The organism is Pseudonocardia wallangbongensis (assembly GCF_054486945.1).
Genome location: NZ_JBRERS010000001.1, coordinates 859,465 through 874,315 on the forward strand (window position 1 = coordinate 859,465; position 14,851 = coordinate 874,315).

Here is a 14,851-nt window from a genome sequence, read left to right on the forward strand (position 1 = left end):
TCAACCAGAACGCGGAAGTTCTGTCATACGAAACGGCTACCCGAGCCCCGTCAGGATCGCCGGCGGCATCTTGATCTCCAGCAGGACGATGAGCACGTTGAGGAGGACGCCGAACACGGCCACGGACGCCACCACGAAGAGCCACCGCTGCCTCGCCTGGAATCGGAGCAGGGCGACCAACCAGACCAGCGAGGCGTAGAAGAACGGGATCACGAGCCCGAGCAGCGGCAACGCCACCAGCCACAACGCCAGCCCGAAGGCCCTGCGGGCCAGGCTCCCGGCCTGGTCCCCCGGGCCCGCCTCGTCGTGGCTGTCGGAGATGGTGGCCCCGATGTCGACGATCTCCCCCTCCGTCAACGAGTGACCGCCGCGCACGCGAACCAGGTCGGCCACGAGGTTGTACCCGGCGGCGAGCGTCCCGCTGACGGTGATGAAGGCCGGGAACCAGTACGTCGGGCTGTCGACGGACTGCAGCGAGATGATCGCCGCGACGGCGAACACCGCGAGGAGCACCCCGTCCGCCCCGATCCGGACCGCGCTGATGCTAACCACGGGAGGGCTCCTTCGTCGGCTCCGTCAGGGTCTCGACCGGGGCGAACCGTGCGTAGAGCCGGCCGAAGACACCGGTGAACCCCGCCAGCAACGTGACGAGGATGACGAGGCCGATGACGATGACCGACGGGTCGGCCAGCCAGCTCCACCCGTACCTGCCCACCGAGATCCACAGGTAGTTCTCCGCGCCGGTGCCCAGGACGAACCCGATGAGCAGCGGTGGTCGCGGCCACTTGAGCGCCTGCATCAGCCAGGCCAGCAGGCCGATCACGACGACGGCCACCACGTCGCCCCAGCGGACACCGGCCTGGTAGCCGGCGATGATCATGATCACCAGCAGGAAGGGGCCGTAGGTGTAGGGCTTCAGGAGGCTGATCTTGCTGAGGGTGCCGGTGAGGGCCGCGCACGACATGGCCCCGATGGCGTTGGCCAGCACCAGCGTCCAGATGATCACGAAGATCAGGTAGAGGTTCTCGGGAGAGAGCATGCTCGGCCCGGTCGAGATCCCCATGGTGGCGAACCCGCCCAGCAGGATGGCCGCCGTCGCGCTCCCCGGGATCCCGAACATCAGGGTCGGGACGAGCACGCCGCCGTCCTTGGCGTTGTTGGCGGCCTCCGGGGCCATGACCCCGCGGACGTCCCCCTTGCCGAACTGGTCGCGGTCCTTGCGGACGGCCTGCTTGGTGGCGCCGTAGGTGATCCAGTCGACGACGCTCCCGCCGATGCCGGGCACGATCCCGAGGAGGCTGCCGAGCACGGAGTTGCCCACCAGCACCCGCTTGTGGCGGAACGCGGTGCGCGCTCCGCGCAGGACCCCGCCCCGCTCGTGGACCATCGTCCGCGCCACCGACTCGTTCTGCGTGAGCAGCGACAGGATGGACGGGATCGCGAAGAGCCCGATCGCGAGGATGGAGAGGTCGAGGCCGTCGTAGAGGTAGAAGATGCCGCCGACGAAGCGGTAGTCGCCCGTCATCGACGCGCTGCCGACGGTGGCGAGGAACATCCCGAGCAGGCCGGACATGAAGGCCGGGCCGACCGCTCCCCGGGCGAGCACCCCGACGAGGCTGAACCCCAGCAGCGTCAGCATGAACAGCTGCGGGGAGCCCATCCCGATGATCAGCGGGCGGGCGAACGGGATCAGCACGAGGAGGACGACCCCGCCGATGAACCCGCCCACCATGTTCGACGTGAAGGCCGCGCCGAGCGCGACGTTGGCGAGGCCCTTGCGGGCCATCGGATAGCCGTCGAGCACCGTGGCCTGCGATGCGGCCGTCCCGGGGACCCCCATCAGCACCGACGGGAACGTGTCGCCGATCGTCGTGGCGGCGTTGAGGCCGATCAGCATGGCGATACCGCTGGCCGGCTCCAGGCCGACGATGAGCGGGAGCAGCACCGCCATCCCGGTGAGGCCGCCCAGCCCCGGGATGAGCCCCAGCAGCAGGCCGATGCCGACACCGAGTACCAGCCAGACGAGGTGCTGCGGGCTGACGAGGATCTGCAGCGCTTCGAGCGCGGATTCGAGCACCGTCGGTCCTCAGGCGTTGTTCCGGGCCATGTAGTCCTCGAGCCACGTCACCGACTGCGGATCGAGGTCGACGATCGACGAGGTGGAGGCCTTGACCTCGGCGCCGATCTGCGGCGGCGAGTCGACGTGCAGGAGCCGCGTGGACTCGGCGACGAAGTCCTCGTCCACGACGAGCTTCGCGACCGCGTCGCGCAGCGCCACCCGGGCCTCCTCCGGCGCGTCACCGTGGATCCAGTAGGTCCGCAGCAGGTTCGTCTGCGCGGCGGTGAGGGCCTTGTAGGTGTCCCAGGCAACCCCCTCCGGCTCCTGACCGGTGAGCATCCGGTAGGCCTCGGGCATGGTCGGGAGGTCGGGGAACGCCGGGTCCCGCACGACCTCGCCGCCGACGACGTACCCCTGGGTCATCAGCGGGACGACCGAGCCGTCGGCCTCGAGCTGCTTGACGTTCTCGATGTAGTGCGACGAGGTCGAGTTGCCGATGGTGAGCTCCCCGCGCAGCACGGCCGCGGTGACGGCGCCCCCGCCGTCGTAGCCCATGAGCGGCTCGAAGTCGGTCAACCCCATCTCCTGCAGCGCGAACGCGCGCACCGCCTCGGAGGCGTTGAACTCCAGCCCCCCGTAGAAGATCGGGTTGGCCGAGCTCCTGAGGTCCTCGAGCGAGTGGATGCCGGCCGCCGTGCTGCCGAAGATCACCATGGTGCCGCCGAAGGCCATCAGCGGCTCGTAGCGGGCCAGGTCGAACTGGATCCCCTCCGTGTCGAACTTGGTGGCCGCGATGAGCCCACCCGAGCTCATCGCCAGGTTCAGGCCGTTGTGCTCGGTGCGCTCGAAGCGGTTGACGCCGTCCTTCTGCGCGCCACCGGGGACGTTCTCGATGGTGATCCGGGGTTGGCCCTCGATGTGCGTCGAGAGGTGGCCCGCCAGCATGCGGCTGTAGACGTCCGACGCCCCGCCCGCGTCGAACGGGACGATGAGGTTGATCTCCTTGCCCTGGTAGAAGGGCCCGTCCCCGTTCCCGCCGTCCGCGGACCCGGTGTTGGTCACACCGCAGCCGGCGAGCAGCAGGCCGGCCGCTGCGGCGAGCGCCAGGCCCGCGGTCGTCCTGTGGTTCGACATCGTTGTCTCCCTCGCGAAATCAGCTGCTCCGGTCGATCCAGTCCGCCCTCAGGGCCGCGGTGACCGGCGGCAGCGCGGTCGGCAGGAACATGTCCTTGCCCCGCGTGGAACCACAGACCGCGAGCACGTACCGGTCGCGGTCGCGCACGACGGGCAGGGTGCGGCCCGCCTGTTCCTCGTCGCTGAGCCGGAAGGCCCAGTCCCACTCCGGGAACGTCTTGCCGTCCAGGTGCAGCTTGCGCCACTGCTCGATCACGCGGGCGTGGGGCTGGTGGCCGTACTCGAAGAGGAGGTCCCGGAACCGCTCCTTGCCGATGCCGCCGTCCTCCAGCGCCTGTGCGTGCGGCGGGGCGACGAGCAGCAGGCGGCCGCTCGGGGACTCCTTCGCCCGCTCACCGCCGAAGAGCCCGGAGAAGTAGCCGCCCTGCACGGCGTCGAACGCGCTGATCGAGCGGGCGAGCTGGTCGGGATCCAGGTGCCCCTGGAAACCGACGTCGGTCTCGCCGAGGGTGACGAAGAGCGTCGCGGTGTTCTCCTCGGCCCCGTAGCCGGCGTCGACGTGGAACGGCGTCCACGGGCTCTCGTCGACGTTCTCGCTGATGACGATCACGTTCTTGCGGACGGAGCCGATGGTGTCCATGTCCAGCACGCCGGGGTACCAGGCGCCGAGGTTCTTGAGCGCGAGCGTGACGGCACGCCCGATCCTGAGGTTCACCTGGTTCTGCGCACCGGGCCCGATGCACGCCCGGCCACCGTTGATCCCGAGGGTGCGCGTGATGGGGCCGTTGACCAGCACGAACGGGGCATGGGCGCTCGTCGACATCAGCACGGTACGCAGCCGCACCTGCTGCTGCGGGTCGTTGAAGGCCCGGAGGACGGCCTCGACGACGGCCATCTCCCGCCCCGTCGCGCCCGCCATGGCGCAGGCGACGGCGATCTTCCGCGGCGTGACCTGCCCGTTCCCGGGCGGCAGGGTGTAGAGCACCTCGTCCGCGTCGGCGATGCCCTCCAGCAGGGTGTCCACCGCCTCCCGCGTCGGCGGCAGCAGCGGGTACCCGTCGCCCCAGTCGCGGTCCATGAAGTACCGGTTGAACTCGGCGAACAGCTCCGTGGGGTCGTCGGCGGCGAAGGAGATGACCGGTGGCGACGCCGTCGCACCGCTCGACGCGCCCTCGGCGCGGGGCCGGCCGTCGAGGCAGCCGACGATGCCGGGCAGGGCATCCAGCGACTGCCGGACCGACACCTCCTCCGTGGCGTTGTTGTAGACCCACGGCACCACGACCCGCTGCACGTCGGGGAGGGCGAAGGCCCGGGCGCTCGCCTCGACGTCCTCCTCGAAACCCTTCGACACGACGATGACGGCGGGGACGCCCGCACGCTCCATCGCGATGATGTCGTGGGTCATCCAGGAGCTGCACGAACCGCAGTCGGCCGTGCAGCCCACGACGGCGGTGCACTCCCTGGCCACCTGCTCGAGGAGGCTTCGGTCGCACGGGATCGACCCGCTGTAGAACCTCGTCCGGAGCCCCTCGAACTGCGACTCCAGGGCCGCACCGAGTGCGCGCAACGCGACGTCCCCGTTGGGCTTGCCGTTCCACAGCAGCCCGACCGTCTGCCCGGCGAGTCCGGGCGGACGCGGCGCGAGCCCCGCGACATCGGTTCCGTACCTGTCGGCCGTCGGGTTCAACACGTCCAGCATCACCAATGGGACCGATCTCCTCGACGTCGAAGGGGGGCGGCGGGTCAACCGGCCGGGGCCTGGATGTGCAATGCGGCCAGCTCGACGCCCTGGGCCCGGACGGCCTCCTCGAGGAACGCCCGGACCATCGGCTCGTCGATGGTGCATGCGACGCACTCGTCGTTCGCGGCCTGGCGGAAGGCGACGACCAGCTCGCCCGTCTCCGGATCGAAGGTCCGGAAGTCCAGTACTCCGCCGTCGCGGCGGACGATCAACCCGATGTCGTCCACCGCCCGGTGGACATCGGCGCTCGGCTGGCTCATGACCGGTACCCCTTCCGGCGGTGCGCGGCGAGGGCCCGTCGCTGACGGGACCGTCGGTGGGTCAGTGGCTGATTGGATGAGTCTCTTTCCGCGGGACGGGAGTGGTCAACCGTCGTTCGTCCTGGTGCGGACCTTCGTTTGTCCTGGTGCCGGGCGCGACGATCGGCAGGGCGCAGCGCGGGGATACGCTGTGCCGTGAACGACTGGCTCATCCAGTTCGGGCCATCAGGAGGCGACTTGTCAGACGCGCTCGAGCCGGTCAGCCGCCCGCGGCTCTACGAGCAGGTCATGGCCCGGCTGCAGGAACACGTCGAGGTCGCGGGGCTCAAGACGGGTGACCGCCTGCCCTCCGAACGGACCCTCGCCGAGAGGCTTCGCATCAGCCGCGCCTCGCTCAAGCAGGCGATGGTCGTGCTGGAGGTCCAGGGACTCCTGGAGATCCGCCACGGCGGCGGGACCTACCTGCGGGCCGACCGCCTCGTACCCGAGCCCGTCGCGGCCCTCGAGGCACGGCGGCAACGCCTGCCGGACGTCCTCGACGCCCGCGAGGCCATCGAGACGAAGCTCGCCCAGCTGGCAGCGCAGCGCCGCACCGACGACGACCTGGCCCGCATCGATGCCGCGCTCGACGTGATGCGTGCCGAGATCGCCGACGGCATGCTCGGCGCCGACGGCGACCGCCAGTTCCACGGTGCGGTCACGAGGGCGGCGCGCAGCGCGCTGCTCGAGAAGTTCATGGCCGAGATGGCCGACCAGATCGCCGAGAGCCGCCGGGAGTCGCTCCAACAGCCCAAGCGACCGGCGAAGTCACTCACCCAGCACGAGCGGATCGCCGAGGCGATCCGCAAACGCGACGGCCGAGCTGCGGGCGCCGCGATGCGCACCCACCTGGAGACGGTGAGCCGGGTCCGGCTGCTGTCCTGGGTGCCGGGCGACTGAAGCGCTCGCCAGGACGGTCGCACCGATACCCGATCGCCGACGCGGCCAAGCAATGAGCAGAGGCGCCCGGGCGGGCCGCACGCGGCGATGATCCACGGTTTCGGTTCGCGGTTGCTGTGGGCGCGGCAATGGACAACCGATACTCGCGATCATGGGCGCTCGGTGACGCGATGCCTGGTCTCGCATCGAGCTCACGACGAGACCGCTGCGGTCCACGGGCGGCCGCTCTGTTCCGCCGGAAGCGGCTTGATCAGCGAATCGGTGCATCCACAGCCGTATGTGGCCGCTGCACTAGAGCTTCCTCCCGAGCCGGCCTGCCTCCCGGCGGAGCACGGGGACGAACTCGCGGCGCATCCGTTCCGCGGAGACCCGCGCGGCCGACGCGCTGACGCTCATCGCGGCGACGACCCGGCGCGCGCCATCGACCACCGGCACCGCGATGGCGCGCATCCCGAGCTCCAGCTCCTCGTCGCTGATCGCGAAGCCCTCCTCGCGCACGTGCCGGACCACTCCCAGCAGGTCGTCGGGGTCGGTGACGGTGTGGGGCGTCCGGCGTTCGCGATCCGCGCCCGCGAGGCGCTCGCGGACCTCGTCGTCGCCGAGCGCGGCGAGCAGCACCCGCCCGGTCGCCGAGCAGTGGGCCGGCAGCCGGGCCCCCACCCGCACCCCCGTCTTCACGATCCGCTGGGCCTCGGACCGGGCGACGAAGATCGACCATCCCTGCTCCCAGACCGCGAGGGACACCGACTCGTCGAGCTCGTCGCGGGCGTCGACGAGGTGCTGGTCGGCGAGCCCGGGCAACGACGACGTGTCCAGGTAGGCGCTGCCCAGCCGGAGCATGCGGGGGGTCGGCCGGTAGTACCGCCCGTCGTACTCGACGTAGCCGAGGTCGACGAGGGTGAGCAGGCACCGGCGTGCGGTGGCCCTGGCGACCCCGATCCCCTCCGCGGCCGACGCCACGGACAGCCGTGACGACGAGCTCCCGAACAGCTCGATGATGGCGAGGCCCTTCGCCAGCCCGGCCATCCCCTCCGGGGCCCGGGAGCGCACCTCGTCGGTCGGGGCGTCGATCTCAGCATCCTGCACGCGTTCGTTATACGAACCGAGTTCGCGCCCGTCAACGCGGATCCCTTGACGACCCGGGCGAACGCGAGCTTCCATGCGTTCGCTGGATGGATCGACGTTCGATATTCGAACAATCGGAGGGAGGGTGATGGATCGACTCGAGGGTCCGAAGGCCGAGCCCCTGTCGGACCGGACCTGGCCCGGATCGCTCACGCGGGTTCCCTACTGGGCGTTCCAGGACGAGGAGGTCCTGCGCACGGAGCTCGGCCGCCTGTTCCACGGGCCGTACTGGAGCTACCTCTGCCTGGAGGCGGAGCTCGCCGAGCCCGGCGACTTCTGCGCGACGTTCATCGGCGACCAGCCCGTGCTCGTCACCCGGGACGTCGACGGGGAGCTGTACGCCTTCGAGAACCGGTGTGCGCACCGCGGGGCGTTGATCGCGATGGCCGAGCACGGCAACGCGAAGGACTTCACCTGCGTGTACCACGCCTGGACCTACAACCTGCAGGGCGACCTCACCGCGGTCGCCTTCCAGGACGGCGTCGGCGGGGCCGGCGGGATGCCGCCGGAGTTCTGCATGGAACGGCACGGGCCGCGGAAGCTGCGCACGGCCGTGCTGAACGGGCTCGTGTTCGGCAGCCTGTCCAACGACGTCCTGCCGCTGGAGGAGTACCTCGGCGAGGAGATCGTCGCCCGGATCGAGCGCCTGCTGGGCGGCCGAACGCCCGTGGTGCTGGGCCGGTTCACCCAGGAACTGCCGAACAACTGGAAGCTCTACGTGGAGAACGTCAAGGACTCCTACCACGCGAGCATCCTGCACCTGTTCTTCACGACGTTCGGGATCAACAAGCTCTCGCAGCGCGGCGGGATCATCGTCAGCGAGGACGGCGCGCACCACGTCAGCTACTCGGCGATCGACCGCTCGGCCACCGACGACGACGGGTACCGGGACCAGCAGATCCGCTCGGAGAGCGAGTACCGCCTCTCCGACCCGAGCATGCTCGACGGCTTCCCGGAGGTCGGCGACGACACGACGCTGCAGATCCTGTCGGTGTTCCCCGGATTCGTGCTCCAGCAGATCCAGAACTCGGTCGCCGTCCGGCAGATCCTGCCCACCGCCGTCGACCGGACGCGGTTGAACTGGACCTACCTCGGGTTCACCGCCGACACCGAGGAGCAGCGGCTCGTCCGCCTCAAGCAGTCCAACCTGGTCGGCCCGGCGGGCTACGTCTCGATGGAGGACGGCTGCATCGGCGGCTTCGTCCAGCGCGGCATCGCCGGCGCGGGCGACGAGTTCGCCACCTTGCAGATGGGCGGATCCGAGGCCGTCTCCAGCAGCAGCCGGGTCACCGAGGCCTCGGTCCGCGGGTTCTGGAAGGCCTACCGCGCCGGCATGGGGTTCACGCTGGAGGACGCATGAGCAGCACCACCGCGCTGACCTCGCGGGTGCACGGGGCGATCCTCGAGGCCCAGGGGCACTACGTGCGCTGCATCGACGACGATCGGCTCGAGGACTGGCCCGGCTTCTTCGTCGAGAAGTGCCACTACCGGATCACCACAGCCGACAACCACCGGCGCGGGCTCCCGGCGGGCATCGTCTGGGCCGACTCGCGCGGGATGCTCGTCGACCGGGTGTCCGCGCTGCGCGAGGCCAACATCTACGAGCGGCACAGCTACCGGCACCTGCTCGGGTCACCGGCCGTACTGTCGGCGGAGCAGGCACCCGACGGGGCGTTCGACGTGCGGAGCGAGACCTCGTTCCTGGTCGTGCGCATCACCGGGGACGGGCCGATGGACCTGTTCGCCAGTGGCCGCTACATCGATCGGTACCTGGTCGAGGACGACCGCGCGCTGCTGCGCGAGCGGGTCGTGGTCTGCGACAGCTCTCGGATCGACACGCTGCTGGCGGTCCCGCTGTGACGCGCACGCTGCTCAGCACCGGGGACCCGAACGGGATCGGCCCGGAGATCGCGGTCGCCGCGGCCCGCCGGGCCGCAACCGCACCCGTCCTGGTCGGGGACCGGGCCGTCGTCGAGTGGGCGGTGCGGGTCACCGGTGGCACGGAGACCGTCCGCGACCACCGGCCCGGCACCGCCCCCGAACCCGGCACGCTGGACCTGATCGACGTCGGCGCGCTGCCCGCGGGCGCGCACCGGCCCGGCACGGTGGACGCCGCCGCCGGCCGGGCGACGCTGGAGTACGCCCGGACCGCGATCCGGACCGCTCTCACGGGTGGCTACCGGGCCGTCGTCGCGGCGCCCCACTCGGAGACCGCGGTCCGGGCCGGCGGGGCCTCGTTCACCGGCTACCCGTCGCTGCTGGCCGAGGTCACCGGACTCCCCGCCGACCGGGTCTTCCTGCTGCTGGTCGGCGGCGGGCTGCGGATCGTGCACGCCACGCTGCACCAGCGGCTGGCCGACGCGGTCACCACGCTGGACGCCGACCGGGTGGCCGCGGCCGGACGCGCCCTGCACCGCGCCCTCGGCGACCTGGGCGCACCCGGGCGCATCGCGGTGTTCGGGATCAACCCGCACGCCGGCGAGGGCGGGCTCTTCGGCGACGACGACGAGCGGGTCACGGCACCCGCCGTGGCCCGGCTGCGTGCCGAGGGACTGCCGGTGGACGGACCGACCGGCGCCGACGTGCTGCTGGCGGCGAACGAGCACGCCGGCTACGTCGCCGCCTACCACGACCAGGGCCACGTCCCCGTCAAGCTGCTCGCCGGGCGGACCGCCGTGGCGCTCTCGATCGGCGCGGGCGTGCCGTTCTGCAGCGTCGGGCACGGCACCGCGTTCGACCTGGCCGGCAGCGGGCGCGCCGATCCCGAGGCGCTGCTCCGGGCGCTGCACACCGTCGACGCCCGGCGCGAGGTGGTCCCGGCATGACCGCGGTCCACCGGGTCGGGGTGGCGGACACGGACATCGCCTTCGACTGCGCCCCCGGCCAGACGGTGCTCGACGCCGCCGAGGCGGCGGGCTGGACGATCCCGTACTCCTGCCGGCGCGGGGCCTGCACCAGCTGCCTCGGGACGATCGTCAGCGGCACCGTGCGGGACCGGCGCAGCGACCGGCCGGACGGTCCCGGCGCCGACGCCCTGCTCTGCCAGGCCGTGCCGGACGGCCCCGTCGACATCCGGCCGCGCCGGATCGCCCACTCCGGCCCGCCGCGGCGGCGCGAGCTGGCGGCCCGGGTGTACCGGGTCCGGCGGCCCGCCCCGCGGGTCGTCGTACTGGAGCTGCGGTACCCGATCGGGCGCCGAATCCCGTTCCGGGCGGGCCAGTACCTGGAGGTGCGGCTGCCCGGCGCGGAGTCGCGGCCGTACTCGCTGGCCAACCCGCCCCGCGACAACGACATGGCCGAGCTGCACGTGCGGATCGAGCCGGACGGCCTGTTCTCCGACCGGACGGCCCGGCACCTGCGCCCGGGCGACCTGCTCACCGTCGAGGCGCCCTACGGGGACACGACCGTCGAGCCGGGCACCGAGCCCGTGGTGCTGCTCGCCACGGGGACCGGCTTCGCACCGGTGCGGTCGGTGCTCCTGGACCAGGTCACGCGGCGCGCCGCCCGGCCGACGACCCTGTACTGGGGCGGCCGCGACGAGTCTGACCTGTACCAGCTCGACACCGTCCTGCGCTGGTCCCGGGCGCTGCCCTGGCTGACCGTCCGCCCCGTGCTCTCCCGCCCGGACCGGACCTGGCGCGGGGCGACCGGCCACGTCCAGGACGTCGCCGCCGCCCGGCACCCCGACCTGACGGGGCACACCGTCTACGCCTGCGGCAACCCGGACATGACCCGCGCCGCCCGCGAGCTGCTGACCACCACGAACGGGTTGCCCGAGGAGCGGTTCCTCGCCGATGCGTTCGTCCCGATCCGAAGTCCCGTACCGACCAGCTGACCCACCCACCACAGCGACGCCGTACAGCGAGGTCACGAGCGTGCCCGAACACTCCCGAACCGTTCACCTGCCCGGATTCATCGACGACCGTCCGATCGGACGGCTGCAGTACACGGTCCTGGCCCTCTGCGGCCTGGTCATGTTCCTCGACGGGTTCGACACCCAGGCGATCAGCTACATGGCCCCGTCCATCGCCCGGGAGTGGGGTCTCTCGCCGGCGGCGATGGGGCCCGTCTTCTCCTCCGCCCTGGTCGGTCTGATGATCGGCTACCTCGTCCTGTCCCCGCTGGCGGACCGCTTCGGTCACCGCGCGACGGTCATGGCCGCGACCGCCGCGTTCAGCGTGCTGACCGTGCTCACCACCTTCGCCCCCTCGGTGGAGGTGCTGCTGGCCGCGCGCCTGCTCACCGGCATCGGCCTCGGCGCGGCGGCGCCCAGCGCGATCGCGCTCACCAGCGAGTTCGCCCCACGGCGACGGCGGGCCACGTTCGTGCTCGTCATCTACTGCGGGTTCTCGCTCGGGTTCGTCGCCGCGGGTCTGGCGGCCGGGACGCTGATCCCGCTGCTGGGCTGGCGCTCGATGTTCCTGGTCGGCGGCATCGTGCCGCTCGTCCTGGTGCCGCTGCTGTGGCGCCTGCTCCCCGAGTCACCGGCCTACCTGATCCGCCGCGGACGCCCCGTGGCGCACACCCTGCGTCGCCTCGACCCGTCCCTGCCCGCCGACACGGAGGTGCGCAGCGCCGACCAGCCGGACTCGGACGCGCGGATCCCGCTCGTCCGGCTGTTCGAACGCCGGTGGCTGCTCGGCACGCTGCTGCTGTGGCTGGTCTTCGCGATCAACCTCGCCGAGTTCTACGCGCTGCAGAGCTGGCTGCCGACCATCCTGGAGAACCTCGGCCACCCGACGAGCACCGTCGTCACGGCGACCACCCTGACGACCGTCGGCGGCATCGCGGCCGCGCTGATCACCGGGCCGGCGATGGACCGGTTCGGCGCCGGGTCCACGCTCGGCATCCTCTACGTGGTCGGGTCGATCTTCGTCGGCGTGCTCGGCGTCGTGTTCGGGGCCTCGCTCTGGCTCCTGCTGTGCGTGACGTTCCTGGTCGGCTGCTGCGTCAGCGGCGGCCAGAAGAGCGTGATCGCGTTCGCGTCGCTGTTCTACCCACCGGACATGCGCTCCACCGGCGTCGCGTGGGCGCTGGGGATCGGCCGGATCGGCGGCATCCTCGGGCCGATCGTCGTCGGGCTCGCGGTGGGCGCGGGGTGGTCCACGGCCCAGCTGTTCGCGGCGCTCGCCGTACCGATGCTGGTCGCGGCCGTGACGGTCATCGCACTGAACCGGCGCCGGCACCAGGACGCACCGGTGGTGGCCGGGACCGAGCGGAGCCGCCCGGGCGAAGCGAGCGACACTTTCGCTCGCTAGGCGAGCGATCGTGCCGTCGGCCCACCCGTCCACCCCGCCCGACCAGATGGGACGCGAACTGATGACACCGAGGAACGCCACGCAGCTGCGGCTGCGCACGCTGCTGTTCGTGCCCGGCGACCGGCCGGACCGCGTCCCCAAGGCGGCCGCGGCGGGTGCGGACGCGATCGTCGTCGACCTCGAGGACGCGGTCGCCCTGTCGCGCAAGGACGCGGCGCGGCAGGCGGTCGCCGGGTCGCTCGCGGCCCTGCCGGCGGGCGGGCCGGTGGTCACGGTGCGCATCAACGCCGTGGACACCGGCCTCGCCGAGGCGGACGTCGAGGCGCTCGAGCCGGTGCTCGGCCGGGTCGACCTGGTGATCGTCCCGATGAGCTCGACCCCGGACGCCGTGCGCGGAGCGGCCGCCCTCCTCGGGCGGGCCGAACGCCGGGCGGGCCTCGAACAGGGCCGGACGCGCATCATCCCCCTGGTCGAGACGGCCGCGGGGATCGCCGCGGCCCGCGACGTCGCCGCCGCCGACGAGCGGGTGCACACGCTCGCCTTCGGCCCGGCCGACCTCTCCCGCGAGCTCGGGGTGACCCCCACCGCCGACGGCGAGGAGCTGTTCGTCGCCCGGTGCCAGCTCGTGCTGGCCGCTGCGGCCGCCGGCCGGCCGCAGCCGATCGACGGGCCCCACCTCGACCTCGACGACGCGGACGGCCTCGCGCGGTCCGCGGCGAAGGCGAGGCGCCTGGGGTTCGGGGGCAAGCAGGTGCTCCACCCCCGCCAGGTCTCCGTCGTCGCCTCCGCGTTCGCCCCGACCGCCGAGGAGATGCGGTGGGCGCGGCGCGTCGACGAGGCGTTCCGCGAGGCGGAGGACGCCGGCGTCTCCTCCATCCGGCTGGAGGACGGCACGTTCGTCGACTACCCGATCGCCCACCGCGCCCGGGCCGTCCTCGCCGAGGACGACCCGCGGTCGGGCGGCTGACGCGACGACCGAACCAGAAGGCCACGATCGACCACCTGCACGCGATCGGCGCTCCCGAGACGTGAGGGGCGCCCGTTCACCCCGCTGCACGCTTCGCAACCGCCGCAGACCCGGGCGACGGAGATCGAGCGGATCGAGCAGGTGGTCGCCGCGATCCAGCACACCCAGCAGAACGAGCTCCCGGGCGAGTTCGTCGACCTGTTCCGGCACGACGCCATCTGGACCACCGCGCACGGCAAGCGCCTCCTCGGCCGCGACGCGATCTGGCCGTACGGTCGTTCGACACCATGCCACTCGGTCGGACGCCGGTCTGAGGCACCGTCTCCTCCCCTCGGCGAAGAACCGGCGGAGGCACCGGCGCACCGGGTTCGGCCTTCATTCCCAGTGGACGAAGGCCATCCCCGTTCCGGTACCCGCGGCCGTGCGGTAGCCGGGCACGTAGTCGAGCACCGTGGGCCGCTTCCCCTCCAACGCGCCGGCCGCCGCGACCCAGTTCAGCAGCTCGGAGTTCCCCGACCTGAGCTGTGCGCGGGGCAGGGCGGCGAGGGCGTCGGAGTCGCTGCGCTCCAACGCCGACAGGAACCGGCCGTCCAGCTCCTCGTCCACGACGAAGTGGCTCAGCCCGCCGGAGGCGATGATCGCCACCCGCGCGTCGCCCGGCCACGACTCGACGGCGTCCCGCACCACCCTGCCGAGGTCGTAGCAGCGCCGCGCCGAGGGCACGTTCGGCGGGAAGTAGGTGTTGATGAAGATCGGCACGATCGGCGTCTCCGGCGGCAGGCCGAGCCGGTAGCGCGGGAACGTGAACGCGTGCCCGAGCGTCCGCCCGGCCGGCTGCTCGGTGAAGCTCAGCGGGTCGAAGTCGGCCGCCACGAGCGCCTCGATGACGAGGCGGCTCAGCTCGGTGCAGACGGGGTGCCGCTCCGGCCGGTCGGAGTGGGCCGCCCACGCGGCGGCGCGGATGCCGGGCGGCATCCGTTCGAACCGTTCCGGGGACGCCGGCACATCCGTCAGCTCGGCGCCGAGGAAGCAGGCGAAGGTCGGCGTCCCGTCGTTCCGGAACATCTCCTGCTGGTCGTCGCCGATCACGACGGCGACGTCCGCGCGGACCTCGGCGAGGCGCTTCGACAGCGTCGCGATGGCCTCCTGGCAGCGCTGGTACTTCGCGGCCCAGACCGCGGGCTCGAGCTCGTCCGCGATGCGGGGATCCGCTCCCTCCAGGAGCTCCTCGTAGGTGTGGAACTCGGCGTCCCGGCCGAGCAACGAGTACCGCTGATCGCGTTTCGCGTGGTCGTCCCACAGCTCCGAACCCGAGCTGAGCTGGGGGGTGTGCGAGCAGGCCAGGCCCAGCACGATCTCCGCCACGGT

Annotated in this window: 14 protein-coding genes; 7 read left to right on the forward strand and 7 right to left on the reverse strand. The window is 72.0% G+C overall.

Going from position 1 to position 14,851, the window contains the following annotated elements; all coding sequences use genetic code 11:
• Positions 1-36 precede the first annotated feature (36 nt).
• The 5 genes from ACU436_RS04040 to ACU436_RS04060 are packed head-to-tail and all read right to left on the reverse strand — an operon-like array spanning position 37 to position 5,194.
• Positions 37-552, reverse strand: a complete 516-nt coding sequence (locus ACU436_RS04040) for a hypothetical protein (RefSeq protein ID WP_459021723.1) — start codon at positions 550-552, stop codon at positions 37-39.
• Positions 545-2,077: a tripartite tricarboxylate transporter permease gene (locus ACU436_RS04045; protein WP_459021725.1), complete on the reverse strand. Its 1,533-nt coding sequence runs from the start codon at positions 2,075-2,077 to the stop codon at positions 545-547. The genes ACU436_RS04040 and ACU436_RS04045 overlap by 8 nt, the downstream gene beginning before the upstream one ends.
• A 9-nt stretch (positions 2,078-2,086) precedes the next feature.
• Positions 2,087-3,193, reverse strand: a complete 1,107-nt coding sequence (locus tag ACU436_RS04050; protein ID WP_459021726.1) for a type 2 periplasmic-binding domain-containing protein — start codon at positions 3,191-3,193, stop codon at positions 2,087-2,089.
• Positions 3,194-3,212: 19 nt separating this feature from the next.
• A complete protein-coding gene (locus ACU436_RS04055) occupies positions 3,213-4,892 on the reverse strand; it encodes a UGSC family (seleno)protein (protein WP_459022611.1) in 1,680 nt (559 codons plus the stop codon).
• 44 nt (positions 4,893-4,936) lie between these two features.
• Positions 4,937-5,194 carry a hypothetical protein gene (locus ACU436_RS04060; RefSeq protein ID WP_459021728.1) on the reverse strand — a complete coding sequence of 86 codons (258 nt, stop codon included), beginning with the start codon at positions 5,192-5,194 and terminating at the stop codon, positions 4,937-4,939.
• A gap of 237 nt (positions 5,195-5,431) precedes the next feature.
• Here ACU436_RS04060 and ACU436_RS04065 point away from each other — a divergent pair, with 237 nt between their 5' ends.
• Entirely contained in the window at positions 5,432-6,133 is a 702-nt protein-coding gene (locus ACU436_RS04065; protein ID WP_459021729.1) for a FadR/GntR family transcriptional regulator, read from the forward strand.
• Between the two features lie 291 nt (positions 6,134-6,424).
• Here ACU436_RS04065 and ACU436_RS04070 read toward each other — a convergent pair whose 3' ends face one another.
• Positions 6,425-7,219 carry an IclR family transcriptional regulator domain-containing protein gene (locus ACU436_RS04070; protein ID WP_459021731.1) on the reverse strand — a complete coding sequence of 265 codons (795 nt, stop codon included), beginning with the start codon at positions 7,217-7,219 and terminating at the stop codon, positions 6,425-6,427.
• A gap of 127 nt (positions 7,220-7,346) precedes the next feature.
• Here ACU436_RS04070 and ACU436_RS04075 point away from each other — a divergent pair, with 127 nt between their 5' ends.
• The 6 genes from ACU436_RS04075 (at position 7,347) to ACU436_RS04100 (ending at position 13,483) form a co-directional block, all read left to right on the forward strand.
• Positions 7,347-8,618, forward strand: coding sequence for a Rieske 2Fe-2S domain-containing protein (locus tag ACU436_RS04075; RefSeq protein WP_459021733.1), 1,272 nt, complete (start codon positions 7,347-7,349; stop codon positions 8,616-8,618).
• Positions 8,615-9,118, forward strand: coding sequence for an aromatic-ring-hydroxylating dioxygenase subunit beta (locus ACU436_RS04080; RefSeq protein WP_459021735.1), 504 nt, complete (start codon positions 8,615-8,617; stop codon positions 9,116-9,118). The genes ACU436_RS04075 and ACU436_RS04080 overlap by 4 nt, the downstream gene beginning before the upstream one ends.
• On the forward strand, positions 9,115-10,083 hold the full coding sequence (locus ACU436_RS04085; protein ID WP_459021737.1) for a PdxA family dehydrogenase: 969 nt from the start codon (positions 9,115-9,117) through the stop codon (positions 10,081-10,083). The genes ACU436_RS04080 and ACU436_RS04085 overlap by 4 nt, the downstream gene beginning before the upstream one ends.
• A complete protein-coding gene (locus ACU436_RS04090) occupies positions 10,080-11,093 on the forward strand; it encodes a 2Fe-2S iron-sulfur cluster-binding protein (protein WP_459021739.1) in 1,014 nt (337 codons plus the stop codon). Before ACU436_RS04085 ends, ACU436_RS04090 begins: the two co-directional genes overlap by 4 nt.
• A 40-nt stretch (positions 11,094-11,133) precedes the next feature.
• Entirely contained in the window at positions 11,134-12,516 is a 1,383-nt protein-coding gene (locus ACU436_RS04095) for an MFS transporter (protein WP_459021741.1), read from the forward strand.
• A gap of 61 nt (positions 12,517-12,577) precedes the next feature.
• Positions 12,578-13,483, forward strand: a complete 906-nt coding sequence (locus ACU436_RS04100) for an HpcH/HpaI aldolase/citrate lyase family protein (RefSeq protein ID WP_459021743.1) — start codon at positions 12,578-12,580, stop codon at positions 13,481-13,483.
• 375 nt (positions 13,484-13,858) lie between these two features.
• On the opposite strand, the gene ACU436_RS04105 is transcribed toward ACU436_RS04100, so the two are convergent.
• Positions 13,859-14,848 carry a DODA-type extradiol aromatic ring-opening family dioxygenase gene (locus ACU436_RS04105; RefSeq protein WP_459021744.1) on the reverse strand — a complete coding sequence of 330 codons (990 nt, stop codon included), beginning with the start codon at positions 14,846-14,848 and terminating at the stop codon, positions 13,859-13,861.
• Between the last annotated feature and the right edge of the window lie 3 nt (positions 14,849-14,851).

Coding starts and splice junctions, on each gene's coding strand:
- ACU436_RS04075 (WP_459021733.1), top strand. CDS start 7,347: ATGGATCGACTCGAGGGTCCGAAGGCCGAGCCCCTGTCGGACCGGACC.
- ACU436_RS04055 (WP_459022611.1), bottom strand. CDS start 4,892: ATGCTGGACGTGTTGAACCCGACGGCCGACAGGTACGGAACCGATGTC.
- ACU436_RS04060 (WP_459021728.1), bottom strand. CDS start 5,194: ATGAGCCAGCCGAGCGCCGATGTCCACCGGGCGGTGGACGACATCGGG.
- ACU436_RS04050 (WP_459021726.1), bottom strand. CDS start 3,193: ATGTCGAACCACAGGACGACCGCGGGCCTGGCGCTCGCCGCAGCGGCC.
- ACU436_RS04080 (WP_459021735.1), top strand. CDS start 8,615: ATGAGCAGCACCACCGCGCTGACCTCGCGGGTGCACGGGGCGATCCTC.
- ACU436_RS04090 (WP_459021739.1), top strand. CDS start 10,080: ATGACCGCGGTCCACCGGGTCGGGGTGGCGGACACGGACATCGCCTTC.
- ACU436_RS04100 (WP_459021743.1), top strand. CDS start 12,578: ATGACACCGAGGAACGCCACGCAGCTGCGGCTGCGCACGCTGCTGTTC.